Genomic DNA, 14,635 nt, shown 5'->3' with positions numbered 1-14,635 from the left:
AAGGCTGTCCGAGTTCAGTGTTGTGACCATCGAAGTCAGCGCTCCTCTAGGAGCGCCTGAACCAGAATATCGAGAGCGAGACTTATCCGAGCAGCGGTCAGCAAGGAGACGTTTTTTCTTCCGCGCTCCAATTCTCCCAGATAGGAAGCGTCTAGGCCGGCTTCATTTGCCAGCGCTGCGATGGATCGCCCCTGCTCCTTTCGATGCCGCCGGACGTTCGAGCCGAAACGCGCGAGCAACTGCCGATCTGCATCGGTCCACCCAGCGCCTTCTGCTCCCCTCTCGCCGTCTCCTTCAGCTGCGAACATGAGCCTCAAAGAGCCAACGGGATGCGGGCCGGAAGCTCGCATCCCGTTGATTTGTCGTTAGTTAGACTCGACGACAGTTATGATTCCGCGAAAACGACAATTACGGTTCCACGGAAGCGACAGTTGTGATTCCGCGCTAGGGCTATGGGCGACTCAGCCGCACTCGCTGAAGCCACACACATGGCACTTCACGCAGCCTTCGGCGAACTCCAGCTGTGACCCGCAGTCCGGGCAGGTGCCCATGAACACTTCACCGCCCACCGAGCCGAACTCGATCGCCGGCTGCGCCTGCTCGCCCATCGGCGGGCGCGTGATTGGCACACCCGCGGCCGGCGTCGGCACCGGCGCGCTGAGGGAGTTCACCGGGCCCTGACCCACGGCCGTCGAACCGCCGTTGAGCAGGTCCTGCTGCACGCCCTGCTTTTCCCGCCACCACTGCTCGAGCGCAATACCCACCGCGTCGGGGAGCGAGAGCACCTTGTTCGGGCCAAGGCCCACCGCGCGATCCGACGAGATGCCGCGCAGCTGGCGATGGATTTCCTGGAGCGAGATCCCCGAGCGCAGCGCCAGCGAGATCAGGCGGCCGATCGCTTCGGCGTCGGCCATCGCCGAGCCACCCGCCTTGCCGAGGTTGAGGAACACCTCGAACGGCTGCCCCTTCTCGTCTTCGGTGATGTTCACGAACATCACGCCGAGCGGCGTTTCCTTGCGGATGGTCGTGCCGCGCATCACGTCCGGACGGGCGCGCTTGCCACGACGGCTCGCGTTCTCCGCCTCGGCGCTGAACAGCGACTTCTTGGTGCGATCGAGCTCGTTCGTGAGCTCGGCCAGCGTGCCCTGCAGCTCGCCCATCTCGCGCTTGAGCGCGGTGATCTCGGCCTTGTCGGCCTTGTCACCATCACGCTTGGCCGCGGCATCGGCGGTGGCACCGGTGCTGAGCACCTGGCCGTCGCGCGAACCGTCGCGGTACACCGTGACGCCCTTGCACTTCATGTCGTAGGCGTACTCGTAGATCGCGCGCACATCCTCGACCGTCGCCGCGTGCGAGAAGTTCGTCGTCTTGGAGATGGCCGAGTCGCAGTGCTGCTGGAACGCCGCCTGCATCTTGATGTGGTATTCCGGCGAGATGTTGTTCGCCGTGTTGAACACCTTCTGCCACTTGGCCGGCACTTCGTTGTGCGTCACGACGCCGGTCTTGGCGATGCGCTCCATGAGCTCGTCGCTGTACCAGCCTTCAGCCTTCGCGATCGCCACGAAGTCTTCGTTCACGTCCGGCATCATGACGCCGGCCTGGTTGCGCATGAACGCCACCGCGAAGAGCGGCTCGAGACCCGACGAGCAGCCGGCGATGATGGAGATGGTGCCCGTGGGCGCGACCGTGGTGACGTTGCAGTTGCGGAGCAGCTGCATCGGGCGGATACGCTCGCCGTTCGCGTCACGCGCGCAGGTCTCGTCCGGGCCCCAGATGGAACGCGCCCACTCGGGGAACGCGCCGCGCTCCTTGGCGAGGCGCTCCGATTCCTTCTTGCCTTCGACGTCGAGGAACTCCATGACCTTGCGGCCCATCTCCACGCCTTCCGGGCTGTCGTACGGGATGCCGAGACGCACGAGCATGTCGGCAAAGCCCATCACGCCCAGGCCGATACGACGGATGCGCTTGGAGAGCGCGTCGATCTCGGGGAGCGGGTACTTGTTGACGTCGATGATGTTGTCGAGGAAGTGCGTGCTCAGCGCGATATCGCGGCGCATCGCATCCCAGTCCACCGTGCCGTTCGTGACGTAGTAGCCCACGTTCACCGAACCGAGGTTGCACACGTCGTACGGGAGCAGCGGCTGCTCACCACACGGATTCGTGGCCTCGTAGTCACCGAGGTGCGGCACCGGGTTGTAGCGGTTCGCTTCGTCGATGAAGAACACGCCCGGCTCACCCGTGCGCCACGCGCCCAGGATCATCTTGTCCCACACTTCACGCGCGCGGAGCTGACCGGTCACGGCCTTCGACACCGGGTCGATGAGGTCGTAGTTCGCGTCGGCCTTCACGGCCTCCATGAACTTGGTCGTGATGCCCACCGAGATGTTGAAGTTCGTGATCTTGGTGAGGTCTTCCTTGCACGCGATGAACTCCATCACGTCGGGATGGTCGACGCGCAGGATGCCCATGTTCGCGCCACGACGGGTGCCGCCCTGCTTCACCGCATCCGTGGAGCTGTCGTACAGCTGCATGAACGACACGGGGCCCGACGCCACGCCAGTGGTCGAGCGCACCATGCTCCCGCGCGAACGCAGACGCGAGAACGAGAAGCCCGTGCCGCCGCCGCTCTGATGAATGAGCGCCATGGAGCGGAGCGTATCATAGATGCCGCTCTGGCCATTGCTGAGCGCGTCATCGACCGGCAACACAAAGCAGGCCGAGAGCTGCCCGAGCGGGCGGCCGGCGTTCATCAGCGTCGGCGAGTTCGGCTCGAACCGGCGCTGCGTCATGAGGAAGTAGAACTCCTCGGCGAGGGCCTGGACCGCGCCATCGCTCGCCCCGTAGCGACGATCGGCCTCGGCCACGACCGTGGCAACGCGCCAGAACATGTCTTCGGGCTTTTCCGTCGACTTGCCCGACTTGTCCTTGACCAGGTAGCGCTTATCGAGGACGGTGCGGGCATTCTGGGACAGCGTGACCAAACCTTCCGGCGGCGTGGCGGAGAAGGGCATTCGTGGGGCTCCTAATGGGTATGGCGTGGGGCGGAAATCGGGCGCTCAGGCATGGTCCCGGGTGCGTCCCCGGGGACTCTGGAGGGGGGCCGAGCGGGCGGGTATGCTCGCACCGTCCGTGAGTCCGCGCAAGTCTCGCTGCAAGACATTGACCGGCATGCACTTGCGTGAGACTGATCACGTTCGTGCGACGCGCGTGGAGTTCTCCACCGACCACAAGCTTGTGAGATATTCGCCGGGGCTTCAGTCCAGACCGCCCGAATAAATGTGAACGGCTACGGTCGCGACAGTGTTCCGGGACGATTGGAAGTCATTGCACCGCAACAGTTTCACGCGACGTTCCGAAAGCTGTTACGAGCAGCACCCCAGCAGCACCGCGCCAGACGTCAGAATGTCCGTGGATAACGCACACGGGCCTGCGGATGGGACCGCTTGCCTGCACTCGCGGAGTGAGGGGCGGGTTTGCTTGGAGGCGCGAACGGGACCGCGAACAGCGTATACGAGGAGCGTACAGATGGGGCGTATACATGCCGCGTATACATGAGCGCAACCGCGGTTCCGCTCCACGTATGCGCCCCATGTATACGCCTATCGTATACGCTCCACGTATACGCCTCTACACCACCCCATCCGCCCTCACCGCACCTCCAAAAACTCCCCCCCCGAATGCCGCCGCGCGAGATCCACGTACCGCGCCGCATTCTCCCGAATCCCGGCCTGCTGCTCCGCCGACACCGCACGCACCACCTTCCCCGGCACGCCCACCACCAGGCTCCCCGGCGGCACCACGGTGCCCTCGAGCACGACCGCACCGGCCGCAATCACGCTCCCCGTGCCCACGTGCACCCGGTTGAGCAGAATCGCGCCCATCCCCACCAGCACGCCGTCCTCGAGGGTGGTGCCGTGCACGATCGCCCGATGGCCGATGACGCAGTCGGCGCCGATCGTCGTCGGCACCCCCGGGTCCGCGTGAATCACCGCGCCATCCTGCACATTGCTGCGCGCGCCGATCGTGATGCGCTCGGTATCGCCGCGAATGACGGCGCTGGGCCAGACGCTCGTGTCGTCGGCGAGATGGACGTCACCGACCACGGTGGCGGCAGAGTGAATAAAGGGCTTCGACATGCTTCGGTGCGCTTCGGTTGGAGAACCCCTGAGAGCTCAACGTGAAGAACGTCAGGAGGGAGCGCTCAGGACCGCGACCGACAGCACGCACCGCCGCCGTCCTGACGCCCACTCCCTGAAATTCTGCCCTCTGAACTCTCGCAGGAAAAAGATTCGCTCACTCAGAAGTACCCACCCAACGTGAAGTACACCGCCCCCTTCCGCGCCACCCCCGTCGGCGCGGCATACGGCGCCGCCACGCCCAGTCGGAAGCGATAGGGCACGTCGTACGCGAGCGCGGCATCGAGCACCAGCTCCGCCCCCGCCGACGCGATCCAGCCGTCGCGCACACCCGGGCGTTCGCAGATGCCCACACTCGTGGCCTGTCGCGCAAATGCCCCCGGGCACCACGCGCGCCCGGCATCGCTGAAGACCGTCAGCGACAGCTTGTCGCTGTAGAACGTCAGCGGGCTCGGCACGCGCGAAAAGAGCGTGAGAGGCGCGCGATACTCGGCGCTCGCGGCGAGCGCGCGAATGCCACGCTGCGCCGCCGGCGCAACACCGCGCACGCTGAAGGTCCGCGCCGGATCGCCCACGTTCACACCGGGAAAGACTTCCCCCGTGAGGCCACTCACTCCGCCCACCGAGAACTCGGTCGCCGTCTTCTCATCGGTCACGCCGGCGGCGGCGCGCAATGCGATCACGTGGCGCGCGTAGCCGGCAAAGTCCAGCGGGGCGTACGCGCGCGCCGACGCGACATGGCGCCACGACCCGAGCTCCGGCGCATCCAACCGCCACCGGTACGCACTGCTCGTGGAGAGCGTGACGCCCTCTTCCACACTCACGCTGCGCAGCGCGCGCCGCGCGGTGCTCACGTTGGTGTTGACGAAGAGCGTGGGATAGCGCGTGCCCGTGCGCAGCAGCGAATTGGCCGGCCCCAGCAGGGAGTCCGCCGTGGCGGTGAAGTCGCGCCACTCGTACTGCGCGCCCAAGGTGCCACTCATGGCCCAGCGCACGCGCGGCACACTCACCGTGCTCGACAGCGTCGCGAAGCGCTTCCGCCGCGCAATGCTCCCGATGACCTGGCGCGCGGTGTTCACCACGCCAAACGTGGCATCCCACTGCTGACTCATCGAGAGATCGAACACCGGCACGCCAAGTCCGGCGAAGCGATAGAGCGCGTAGCCATCCACCTCGCGGCGTTCCGGTTGGATGAGCGCGCTCGCCTGCCAGAGGTGCCGCCCGAGAATGTCATCGCCACTCGTGATGAACCCCGTCGTCGGGCGCCCGTCACGCCCCTGCCCCGCGCTGGGGAGCCAGTAGCGCGGGAGCAGCATGCGGAGCGCCGAGTACCGCGTGGCCGGGAGGGAGGCGATCGCGCGCGGATCGACCACCGTTGGGAGCGCCACCGGCTCCGTCGTATACCACGCATTCGTGGCCATCGCCCCGGCCGTATCGAGCGGCAGCACCGCCGCATGCAGCCCGTCGCCCCGCTGCACCAGCACCGCCACCGAGCGGCCATCGGGGCTTACCGTGGGCTCGTACACCGCCGTGCTCACGCGCGACGCCTGCCGTACCTCCTCACGCGCCTCACGCCAGCGCAACGTGTCGAGCATCTCGAGATCGCCCAGCGGCGCGGTCTCGAGCTGCATGCGCCCGCTGCGATCACTCGCCCACACCAACCGGTCGCCCTTGGGCGTGAACGACGGCGACGCAGACACGCCGCGCCCGCCCGCCACCGCCTGCCAGATGTGCCCGAGCGTATCGAGCACCATCACCCGCTGCTCACCCGTCCCCAGCAGCTGCACCGCCGTGAGGTACGCACCCGACGGATGCCACCGCGGCTCCGCCCACATCTCGCGCCCCGCCCCCGCCGCGATCACGCGCACCGACTGCCCATTCGGACTCACGCGCACCAGCGACGAGGTCCCCGCCGCCAACTGGATCGCCACAATCTCTCCATCCCGTCGCACATCCGGCATCACCAAGCGCGCACCCGTCGTCAGCCGCCGCTCCCCCCCGCAGTCCGTCTTCCCGCCGTTCGTCTTCCCGCCGTAAGTCTTCCCGCCCTTCAAGCAGTCCCAATACAGGTCCGCCCGCACCGTATACGGATCCAAGAAGTCGTTCTGCGCCCCCACCAGCCCATCCGGCCCCACCGCCCACGTATCGAGCGACGTCTTCCACCCAAGCCGCCGCGGCGCTCCCCCGCGCACCGACGCCGCATATAACCCGGTGACCCGCCGCCCATCACTCGCCGCGTACACCAGCGAGTCCGCACTCAGCCAGCGCGGGCCGTTCGCGAAGTATCCGTGTGCACTCACCCAGGTGAAGCGATCCGCCGTGGTGTCGATCGGCGCGCGCGTGAGCGAATCGCGATACGCCGCCCAGATCGCATTGAACGAGCGACCGAAACCGATCGTGGCGTTGTACTGCGGGAGGTACGGCACCAGCATCGCCGCCGTCGCGTCCACATATCGCCGCATCCCCTTCCCCGCCGGCGCCGAACGCGCGGCTTGTTCCATCACGGTGGCGCCGTAGAGATACGCGGCGTTACCCCGCGGATAGCGCGTCGCACTGAGCGACCACCGCCCCAATGGCATCAGCAGTGAATCCCGCGCCGCGGCACGCAGCAGCGACGGGAACTCGGTACTCACGTCCCGCCCGAAGCCCGTGAACTTGGACTCGTAGTGTACCGCCAACCCTTCCTTCACCCAGCTCGGCGTGAAGGTGTTCGGAAAGAGGACCGGGTTGCGCCCCAGCACCCACCGCCCAAGCGCCCACACGCCGCGCGCGCGATCAAGGTGAAAGACATGCGCGAGCTCGTGCGTGATCACCGAGCGCAGCCAGTCGCCCGTATAGCGCAACTCCGCCGCGGCGATCGGCGGCGTCGCATAGATCACCACCCGCGGCGTCGGAAACACCTGCGCGTAGCCGTTGCTGAAGTCCACATTGTCCGCAACCAGCAGATCAATGCGCCCCCGCGGCGCCACCAGCTCTCCCGACAGCTGCGCATACGCGCCCTCGGCATACACCGCCGCCGCACGCGCCACCGAATCCAGCCGCGCCGCGAAGTGCACATGGAAGTGCGGCGTGGTGATGGTCCGTATCGGCCCCCGCGGATCCACCTGGGCAGCGAGCGAGCCGGCACCTAGCAAGACGAACAGCAAAGCACACACAGAGCGCACGGCGACAGACGAGCGCACAGAGACTCCCTGTGATCTCCTCACCTCTGTGAACTCTGTGTGAGCTGTTGCTGTTCTTGGCGCGAAGATCACCGCATCAACCCTCGGAAGTACCGCTCCAACCCCGCCACGATCGCGTCCGCGTACTTGTCCTGGAACCCTGGATCACGCATCGCCGCCTCCTGCTCCGGCATCATCACGAACAAGCCCTCCGTCAACGCACTCGGATACCAGCTCGGCCGCGCCACCGCGAGGTTCTGATAGTGCACACCCAGATCGCGCAGCCCGAAGCGCTTCACCAACTCCTCTTCCAGCACGCGCGCCAGCGGCTCCGACGCGTTGTGGAAGAAGAGCGTGCTCGTGCCGTTGGCCGTGAACGGATTCACGCCATCCGGCAACGCGTTCAGATGAATCGACACGAACGCATGCGCGTCGCGCCGCCGCGCAATCACGCCGCGTTCAGTCAGGCCAAGCGGCGCGAGCGACGGGCGCGTGCTGAACGCAATCGCCCCGCGCGCCGTGAGCTTCTCCACCACCTTCTGCCCCACCGGGAACACCGCGTCCCCTTCATAGAGCCCCGTGGGGCCCGTCGCCCCGGCGGGCGGATGCCCGGGATCCACCGCGATCGTGAGCCCCTGCAGCGGCCGCTGCGCATTGATCACCGGCAAGCGCCGCACGCGCAGCACGAACGCGCGCCGGGCCTCATCCCACAGCGACAGCCAGCCATACGCCGGTTGTGACAGTGTCAGCATCAGCCGCACCCGATCACTCGTCACCTGCTCCCACGCGATGCGCCGGATGAGCGTGTCGTTGCCGATGATCGGCGAGATCTCGGGATTCGCCTGCACGCCGTAGAGCGTGAGCACCATCGTGCGTCCGTCGGCTTCCACGAGATGCGCCGGCTTGTCCCCCATCGGGATCGACAAGTCCACCCATTCCTTGCTCGGTGTGACACGCAGCCCGCCGGTCACGCGGCGCGGCATCGCGGCCCCGTCGGGCAGAATCGTCACATCACCATTGGCAACCCAGGCATCGACAGCGCCGTCGAGCACCAGGCGCGTGTACCCCTGCTGACGCCCCGCCACTTCGAGCACGGTGCCCGGCAGCAGCAGCCACTTGTAGGTCCCATCGGGAATGGTGCGCGCGTTCACCACCTGATCGGTGTCGCTCCCAATCGTGCTCGTTGTGCGCAGCATGCCGAGCAGACGCGATTCGGAGTGCAGCGCGCGCACAAAGGGTACCGCCAGGCGAACCGTATCGGCGCCGCGCGCCACGAGCACCCGTGCCGGCTTTGCACTGTCGCCCAGCACGTGCGCGGCGATCTCCGTAGCGAACGTCGCCGAGTAGTCGGCGGTATCGGGCACGCTCACCTCGGGCGGTCGCGCCACCGCGGTACCAAGCCCCACCAGCATCGGGCGCTTCACACTGTCGCGCGACACGAGCCACACCGTGGCATTGCGCGGCGCGCGCACGCTGACGCGCACCAGATCATTCGCGCGCGCCCACCAGCCGCGCACCGGCGACAGTGACGCCGAGTCCACGTGCAGCTTCCCCGTGGCCGGCAGCGCAGTGCGGCGCGCATAGCGCACCGGCACCACCTTCCGCACGGTATCGGCCCCGCGCGACGCGACCAGGGTGTACTGCGGCTGCGACGCCGGCGGGTTGGCGAGGAAGGCGATGAACGCGCCGTTGGGCGCCACCGTGACCGGCGAACCGTTGATCGTGAGCGCCACATCACCCGAGCCCACGCGCCCCAGCACGAAGTTGGAGTCGCGGCTCGTGATCAGCTGGTTGGAGTCCGGATACTCGACCTTGGGCACGATCGGTGCGCCGCGTACCTCCGGAATCGCCGGCAGTCCCGCCAACTGGGGGACCGGTCCCGTCGGGCGCGGGATGATCGGTGCCGGCCGCGGGGTCGGCGTGCCCGGTGCACCGCTCCCCGGACCGGCGGCGCGGCACGCCGCGAGTGCCGCGGCGACCATCAGTCGGGCCGCAAGCCCGGAAACCGCAGAGGCCGAGCCCGCTTTGACACACCGGGCAACGGGAGGGCGCACACGGGGGCGCGCCGGGAGCCGCAGGAAGATCCGCATGGCAGAAAATTGACCTCCCGCCGAAACGTGGACCATCTTTCCGCCGTCCTGTAGCGGAAGTTTCTCGCCGACGACGGCTGGACCCTTCCGCTGCGGGGTGCTGCCAGTGCAACCTCCGGCAGGTTCATCCGTAGGGGGGCCATGGTCCCCCGTCTTCGCACCGGCTCGATCCATGACGCAGTGACCGTTCCCGCATCACCTCCACCAACACCCAGCCAGGGCCATCCCGCGCCGTCGGTTCTCGCGCGCGTTTTTGCCCTGACCGACGTCGGTCGGACGCGGGAGCATAACGAGGACGCCTTCCTCGTCGCGGATCTGGAGTCCGGTACCGCCGTCGACTTTGTCGCCGACGCGGTGGACATCCGTGCCGGTGCCCACGGGGCGCTTTTCCTGGTCGCGGACGGCATGGGCGGCGCCGCCTCGGGTGAGCTCGCCTCCAGCATGGCCGCCGAGCTCGTCCTCTCCGGGCTGCGCCAGGCCTGGCAGGCCGCCGATCCGACCGTCGCCCGGTTCGCCGAGGCGCTGCGCGACGCCACCATCGCCGCCAACAGCCGCATTCACTCGCATGCCCGGGAAAACCCGGAGCATCGCGGCATGGGGACCACCGCCACGATCGCCGGCCTGTACGGCGATCATCTGTACGTGGTCCAGGTCGGCGACAGCCGCGCCTATCTCGTGCGCGAAGGTCAGGCGCAGATGCTCACCAAGGACCAGTCGCTCATGCAGCGCCTGGTCGAAGCCGGTGAGCTCACCCCCGAAGAAGCCGAGCGCTCGGAACGCCGCAACATCATCCTGCAGGCGCTCGGCCCGGAGCCGAACGTCACGGTGGACCTCACGCACCAGCAGGTGCGCAAGGGCGACATCCTCATCCTCTGCAGCGATGGGCTGTCGGGGCAGGTGAAGGCCGACGAGATCGCCTACGTCGCGCAAACCGAACGCGATGTGTCGGGGATCTGCCGCAATCTCATCGACCGCGCCAACGCGCGCGGCGGCCCGGACAACATCACCGTGGTGGCCGTCCGCTTCGACGGGGCCGCGCTGAGCGATATCGAAGCCGGCGACCAGTTCGGCTATCGCGTCTTCCCGCTCGCCGGGACGCTGAACGACGCGTCACGCCTGCCGACGCCGATCCCGCCCGCCAACACGATCAAGAGCGACCCCACGCCGCGCTTCGGCACGCCCAAGCCGAGCGAGGACGCGCTCGAAGCCGCGCGCCAGCAGGCGATCTCCCGCGCCGCCGCCGCGGCCGCCGCAGAGCCCGAAGAGGACCTGTCAGGCGACGGTGAACCCCAGATCCTCGGTCTCCCGGAGCCCGAGATCCAGGAGCGCCGGGAACGGGCCAAGCCGATCTACTTCGTGCTGGGGTTGGTTGCGGTGGCGGCGATCATCTTTGCCGTGATGCAGCTGAGGGCGTAACGGCGTAGACGTAACAGCGTATACGTAGCGCGCATACGTCCAGCGCATACGTGGGGCGCATACAACAGGCGCATACCAATCGCGGTCCACCGCGGTCAGTATGCGCCTTTCGTATGCGCTGGACGTATGCGCATCACGAATGCGCCCCACGTATACGCAGTTCTCCGGAAATCAGCTCACCGCTTCCGCAGCAATCCCCGCCCCGCCGCCTGCTGCATCACCCGATCGCCACTCCACGCCAGCACAGTCGGCACCGCCATCCCGAGCTGCGCCACGAAGCGCGGGTCACCGAGCCCCACGAGCACGACCTCGCGCGACAGCGCCCGCGCCTGATCGGCAAGCGCCTGCACCGCCTCCACTGTCGCCGGCTGCAGCGTGACGCGCCCCTTGTTCGGCAGATAGTCGGCGAACAGCGCAATCACAAACAGTCCGCCGCTCGCGGTGGTCGGCGCACTCACAATGCGCGCATCGTTCCCGGCGAGCCGCATCGCTTCCACGATGCCGGTGCGATCGGCGCGACGCTCGTGGACCTCTTCGTCATCGTCCACGATCGCCACTTCGGTCACGGTGCCCATCGGCGGAATCGGGCCATGTTCGATGCGCAGCACCTTGTCGGCCAGCAACGCGCCCCACGCGGTATCGGCGCCACTTGGCCGGCGCCAATCGTTTGGCGGGCTCGCCCACTGCGCCCACTTGAGCCGGCGGCGCACGCTCTGCTTCACCCGCTCCGGATCGAGCGTGCCGTCATCGAGCGCCTTCTCGAGCGCATCGAGCGCGGGGCCCAGTTCGCCGGGATCGAGCAGCACGTCGCACCCGGCGCGCAGCGCGAGCACCGCCGCCTCGGCGACCGTGCGACCGTCGCACGTGGCCGCCATGGTGAGTTCGTCGCTCACGATGAGGTTGTCGAACTTGAGCTGCTGTCGCAGCAACCACTGCAGCATCTCGCGCGACAGCGTCGCCGGCACCTTGCTCGAATCGAGCGCCGGATACGCGGCATGACTCGTCATCACGCTCGCCACCCCGCTGCTGATCGCCGACCGGAAGGGATGCAGATCGAGCTCCTTCAGCTGGTCGGCCGGCGTCTCGATCATCGGCAGCTCGCGATGCGCGTCGGCCGTGGCGCGTCCGAGCCCCGGGAAGTGCTTCGCGCACGCGAGCACACCCTCGGCCTGCACCGACTCGATCCACGCCGTCACGAGCGGAGCGACCTTGCGGGCATCACTCCCCAGCGCGCGCGTGCCGACGACCGGGTTCTCGTCGAGCAGATCGAGATCGCACACCGGCCCCAGGTTCCAGTTCACGCCCATCGTGCGCGCCTCGCGCGCGGTGAGCCGCGCCGCGCGACGCAGCGCCTCGATGTCCCCCAGCGACGTGATGGCCGCGACCGGGGGCAACCCGGTGGCGCCGGCAAACTGCTGGCCGGCACCGCGCTCCAGCTCGGCGGCGATCAGCAGCGGATGCCGCGACTTGAGCTGCAGCTCCTTGGCGAGCGCGCGCACGCCATCCTGCTCGCCGCCCATGAGCTGAAAACCGCCCACGCCCAGCGCGAGCGCCTCATCGATGAGCGGGCGTACCTCGGCGAAGCCCCGATCGGGGCTCCAGCGAATGACGGGGATCAACAACTGCGCGAGGTCGCGACGCGACTGTTCGCTCATGACTTCAACTCAACTGGATTCGCGGGAGTGAGTGACCCCAGCACGCGGGGTCCTCGGGCACCGGTCGCGCTCGGGATATTCCCCGCGCGCCCGGTGAGATTGCGATAGCCGAGCAAGGCGAAGGCCACCGCCTCCTTGGCTTCGGCGTCGAAATAGACATCACTGAAGGCGCCCACCCGAGGGGCCGGACGCCCGCTGCGCGCCTGATGCCAGGCAAACGCGCCCTCGAGGGCGCGCGGCAGCAGCGGATGCTTCGCGCCGCCACCGGAGAGTAACACCTCGGTGATCGGCGCCGTGATGAACTGCTGGTACTGCGCGGCAATCGTGGCGGCGGTGTAGCCGACACTCGTGGCCACGATATCGGCATCGCTCGCGCCATGCGTGCGGCAATGCGCAATGAAGCCGTCGATGAACGCCGGCGTGAAGAGCTCGCGCCCTGTGCTCTTGGGGGGCGCGTCGAACAGGAACGGCAGATCGAGATACGCGCGCATCGCCTCGTCGAGGATGCGCCCGCGTGCCGCGATCGCGCCGTCCACATCGTACGTCTGATCAAAGAGCCGCCGCACCACGCCATCGGTAATCACCACCCCCGGCCCGGTGTCGAACGCCATCACCGGCGCGTCCACCCCAACCGGGGGCACCACGGTCACGTTGCCAATGCCACCGATGTTCTGCAGCGCGCGCCACTCGGTCGCATGCGCAAAGAGCAACCGATCGGCAATCGGCACGAGCGGCGCCCCCTGCCCACCGGCCGCCACATCGCGCGAGCGGAAGTCGTGCACCACCGCGCAGCCGGTGCGCTCGGCAATGCGCGCGGCATCGCCGATCTGCCACGTGCTGTGCAACGGCTCATGCCAGAGCGTCTGGCCGTGACTGGCCACTGCGGCCACGTCGTGCGGCGCCACACCGGCCGCCCGCATCGCCTCGAGGGCCGCGTCGGCCAACCAGTCCCCCAGATCGGCGCCCAGGCGGCAGTACGCCTGCGCCGTGGCCTGCTGCATGGCGCCCTCGAGCCGCGTGCGCGCCTCGGGCGTGTACGACCGCTGCACGAACGCACGCAGCGTGGCCACCGGTCGGCCGTCGGCGCCGTCGGCGAAATGCACCACTGCCGCACTGATGCCATCGAGCGATGTGCCCGACATCAGCCCCACCACGAGGGTCATGAAACGACCGGTGGCGGTGCGGTGGTCAACCGGCGGATCACGCCACCCACGCGTGCCAGTTCCGCATCGGCGGTCGCGGCATCCACCTGCAGCGCGTGCATCACGATCGCGCGCTTCACGCGGCCATCCGCGCGCGTGAGCAGCGCGCGCGCGTCCTCACGCGACAGCGCCGTCACCTCGCACACAATGCGCTCGGCGCGATCCTGCAACTTCACGTTGGTGGCCTTGAGGTCCACCATCAGGTTGCCATAGCTCTTGCCGATGCGGATCATCGCGCCGGTCGTGAGCATGTTGCACACCAGCTTGGTGGCCGTACCGGCCTTGAGGCGCGTCGATCCCGTCAGCACTTCGGGGCCGACCACCGGGAGCATCAGGATATCGGCCACCGCCTGCATCGCCGCCGGCGGCGGACTGCACGCGATGAGCCCCGTCGTCGCGCCCAGTTCGCGAGCGCGCCCGAGGGCACCGCGCACGTAGGGCGTGGTGCCACTCGCCGCAATGCCGATCACGACATCACCGGCGGTGACGTGATGCGCATCCATGACGTGCGCGCCCTCCGCCGGATCATCCTCGGCGCCTTCGATGGGATTGCGCAGCGCGTAGTCGCCGCCGGCAATGATCCCCACCACCATCGCGGGATCGGTCCCGAAGGTGGGCGGGCATTCGCTCGCATCGAGCACGCCAAGCCGCCCGGACGTGCCGGCGCCCACATACAGCAATCGGCGGCCGGCGCGGAACGCCGTTTCGATGGCCGTGATCGCCGTCGCAATCGCCTCGCGCTGCGAGGCGACCGCATCCATCACCGCGCGATCTTCGGCATTGATCAGATCGACCAGCGCGAGCGGATCAGCGAGATCGATGTCCGCGGTGCGCGGATTGCGACGTTCAGTGACGCGCGGATCGAGCGGTGGCAGGGGCGACTGGGACACGATGAGCAAACGCGGGGTATGAGGCGTGGACCGGATCCTGTCGATCGGTGCCCGAGCATCGGGCCACCGGACCATGCCAGCTGGG

Annotated in this window: 9 protein-coding genes; 1 reads left to right on the top strand and 8 read right to left on the bottom strand. The window is 68.0% G+C overall.

Annotated features, from left to right (window positions below; translation table 11 throughout):
- Positions 1-35: 35 nt before the first annotated feature.
- The 5 genes from K2R93_03775 to K2R93_03755 form a co-directional block, all read right to left on the bottom strand.
- Positions 36-308 carry a helix-turn-helix domain-containing protein gene (locus K2R93_03775; GenBank protein MBY0488940.1) on the bottom strand — a complete coding sequence of 91 codons (273 nt, stop codon included), beginning with the start codon at positions 306-308 and terminating at the stop codon, positions 36-38.
- Positions 309-461: 153 nt separating this feature from the next.
- Positions 462-3,011: a vitamin B12-dependent ribonucleotide reductase gene (locus tag K2R93_03770; protein MBY0488939.1), complete on the bottom strand. Its 2,550-nt coding sequence runs from the start codon at positions 3,009-3,011 to the stop codon at positions 462-464.
- 636 nt (positions 3,012-3,647) lie between these two features.
- Positions 3,648-4,136, bottom strand: a complete 489-nt coding sequence (locus K2R93_03765; protein MBY0488938.1) for a gamma carbonic anhydrase family protein — start codon at positions 4,134-4,136, stop codon at positions 3,648-3,650.
- 161 nt (positions 4,137-4,297) lie between these two features.
- The gene (locus K2R93_03760) at positions 4,298-7,300 is read right to left on the bottom strand and encodes a BamA/TamA family outer membrane protein (GenBank protein ID MBY0488937.1); all 3,003 of its coding nucleotides are present in this window, start codon (positions 7,298-7,300) and stop codon (positions 4,298-4,300) included.
- A gap of 86 nt (positions 7,301-7,386) precedes the next feature.
- Positions 7,387-9,279, bottom strand: coding sequence for an N-acetylmuramoyl-L-alanine amidase (locus tag K2R93_03755; GenBank protein MBY0488936.1), 1,893 nt, complete (start codon positions 9,277-9,279; stop codon positions 7,387-7,389).
- Between the two features lie 249 nt (positions 9,280-9,528).
- Between K2R93_03755 and K2R93_03750 the strand changes: the two genes are divergently transcribed.
- Complete coding sequence (locus K2R93_03750; protein MBY0488935.1) at positions 9,529-10,803, top strand: Stp1/IreP family PP2C-type Ser/Thr phosphatase; 1,275 nt, start codon at positions 9,529-9,531, stop codon at positions 10,801-10,803.
- Between the two features lie 176 nt (positions 10,804-10,979).
- Here the strand turns inward: K2R93_03750 and K2R93_03745 are convergent, their stop codons facing one another.
- From K2R93_03745 to murQ, 3 genes are read right to left on the bottom strand one after another with little or no spacing between them, the layout of a single operon-like run.
- Positions 10,980-12,458, bottom strand: a complete 1,479-nt coding sequence (locus K2R93_03745) for a hypothetical protein (GenBank protein MBY0488934.1) — start codon at positions 12,456-12,458, stop codon at positions 10,980-10,982.
- On the bottom strand, positions 12,455-13,621 hold the full coding sequence (locus K2R93_03740; GenBank protein MBY0488933.1) for an anhydro-N-acetylmuramic acid kinase: 1,167 nt from the start codon (positions 13,619-13,621) through the stop codon (positions 12,455-12,457). The genes K2R93_03745 and K2R93_03740 overlap by 4 nt, the downstream gene beginning before the upstream one ends.
- Positions 13,618-14,625, bottom strand: a complete 1,008-nt coding sequence (gene murQ / locus K2R93_03735; protein ID MBY0488932.1) for an N-acetylmuramic acid 6-phosphate etherase — start codon at positions 14,623-14,625, stop codon at positions 13,618-13,620. The genes K2R93_03740 and murQ overlap by 4 nt, the downstream gene beginning before the upstream one ends.
- Positions 14,626-14,635: the final 10 nt, after the last annotated feature.

Source organism: Gemmatimonadaceae bacterium, from assembly GCA_019752115.1.
Taxonomy (GTDB): Bacteria; Gemmatimonadota; Gemmatimonadetes; order Gemmatimonadales; family Gemmatimonadaceae; genus Gemmatimonas.
The sequence above is the reverse complement of the archived record's forward strand: the minus strand, read 5'-3'. Positions and strand labels throughout refer to the sequence as shown.

Excerpts from the sequence above, each read along its gene's own strand:
- K2R93_03775 (MBY0488940.1), bottom strand. The coding sequence starts at position 308 with ATGTTCGCAGCTGAAGGAGACGGCGAGAGGGGAGCAGAAGGCGCTGGG.
- K2R93_03755 (MBY0488936.1), bottom strand. The coding sequence starts at position 9,279 with ATGGTCGCCGCGGCACTCGCGGCGTGCCGCGCCGCCGGTCCGGGGAGC.
- K2R93_03750 (MBY0488935.1), top strand. The coding sequence starts at position 9,529 with ATGGTCCCCCGTCTTCGCACCGGCTCGATCCATGACGCAGTGACCGTT.
- murQ (MBY0488932.1), bottom strand. The coding sequence starts at position 14,625 with ATGGTCCGGTGGCCCGATGCTCGGGCACCGATCGACAGGATCCGGTCC.
- K2R93_03745 (MBY0488934.1), bottom strand. The coding sequence starts at position 12,458 with ATGAGCGAACAGTCGCGTCGCGACCTCGCGCAGTTGTTGATCCCCGTC.
- K2R93_03740 (MBY0488933.1), bottom strand. The coding sequence starts at position 13,621 with ATGACCCTCGTGGTGGGGCTGATGTCGGGCACATCGCTCGATGGCATC.
- K2R93_03770 (MBY0488939.1), bottom strand. The coding sequence starts at position 3,011 with ATGCCCTTCTCCGCCACGCCGCCGGAAGGTTTGGTCACGCTGTCCCAG.
- K2R93_03765 (MBY0488938.1), bottom strand. The coding sequence starts at position 4,136 with ATGTCGAAGCCCTTTATTCACTCTGCCGCCACCGTGGTCGGTGACGTC.